The following is a 1,137-nucleotide window of genomic DNA, read 5'->3' as shown; positions in this document are numbered from 1 at the left end:
CTAGCTGTACTGACCCGGGACGTTAGGTACGGCGTTCGGCGAGTCGACGTGACATAGGGAAGACCTCCGAGTGAGGTGTGGAGCTGTCTAGGAACCGCTCCTCAACCCGGAGGTCTTCGTGTCTCACCGTAATTCACCGTTGTCCCCGACTGGCCGGTTGCGTCTGGCTCGGTGTGTTGTCGAAGATGGGTGGCCCTTGCGCCGCGCGGCTAACCGGTTCAACGTGTCGGTCACCACGGCCAAGCGATGGGCGGATCGCTACCGCGAATCGGGGCCGGCCGGGATGGGTGATCGGTCCAGCCGGCCCCGATCGTGTCCGCATCGCACCCGCCGGCGCCGGGAACGCCGAGTCGTCGGGTTACGCGTCTCCCGTCGCTGGGGGCCGGCCCGGATCGCGTTTCACCTGGGCTTGAACGTCTCCACGGTGCACCGCATCCTGACCCGGTACCGATGCCTGCGGTTGTCGTGGATCGACCCGGCGACCGGGGCGCCGGTACGTGCCCGCCGGCGCGAGGTCCGCCGGTATGAACGTGAAGCGCCCGGAGACTTGATCCACGTCGACATCAAAAAGCTCGGGAGAATCCCCGACGGAGGTGGACATCGCGTACACGGCCGCGCCCAGGGCGCCCGCAACTCCAGTGCCCACCGCGAGCCTGGGCGAACCCGCAAAGTTGCTGGCCGCCCGAACCTGGGGTACGCGTATCTGCATCACGCCGTCGACGACCATTCCCGCTACGCCTACTCCGAGATCCTCGCTGATGAGAAGAAGGAAACCGCGACCGCGTTCATGACTCGGGCGTTGGCGCACTTCGCCTCGATCGGTGTCACCACCGCGCGAGTGATGACCGACAACGGCTCTTGTTACCGGTCCCGGGTATTCCGGGACTTGTTGGACGAAAACGGGATCAAGCACAAGTGGACCAGACCGTACCGGCCGCAAACCAATGGCAAGGTCGAACGATTCAACCGGACCCTCCAGGAGGAATGGGCCTACGCCCGTCCCTACCTCAGTGAAACCGAACGCGTCGCAGCCTTCCCCGAGTTCCTTCGCATCTACAATCACGAACGCGGCCACACCGCACTCCGAGGCAACTCACCCGCCGACCGCGTACCCAACCTGGCGGGTCAGTACAGCTA

General features: G+C 65.1%; 1 protein-coding gene. It reads left to right on the top strand.

Annotated elements, in window-relative coordinates:
* Positions 1-118: 118 nt before the first annotated feature.
* Positions 119-1,137: IS481 family transposase (locus GOOTI_RS01865; protein WP_039993135.1), on the top strand; the 1,019-nt coding region annotated here is incomplete at its 3' end.

This window comes from Gordonia otitidis NBRC 100426 (genome assembly GCF_000248075.1).
Lineage (GTDB): Bacteria > Actinomycetota > Actinomycetes > Mycobacteriales > Mycobacteriaceae > Gordonia > Gordonia otitidis.
The sequence above is the reverse complement of the archived record's forward strand: the minus strand, read 5'-3'. Positions and strand labels throughout refer to the sequence as shown.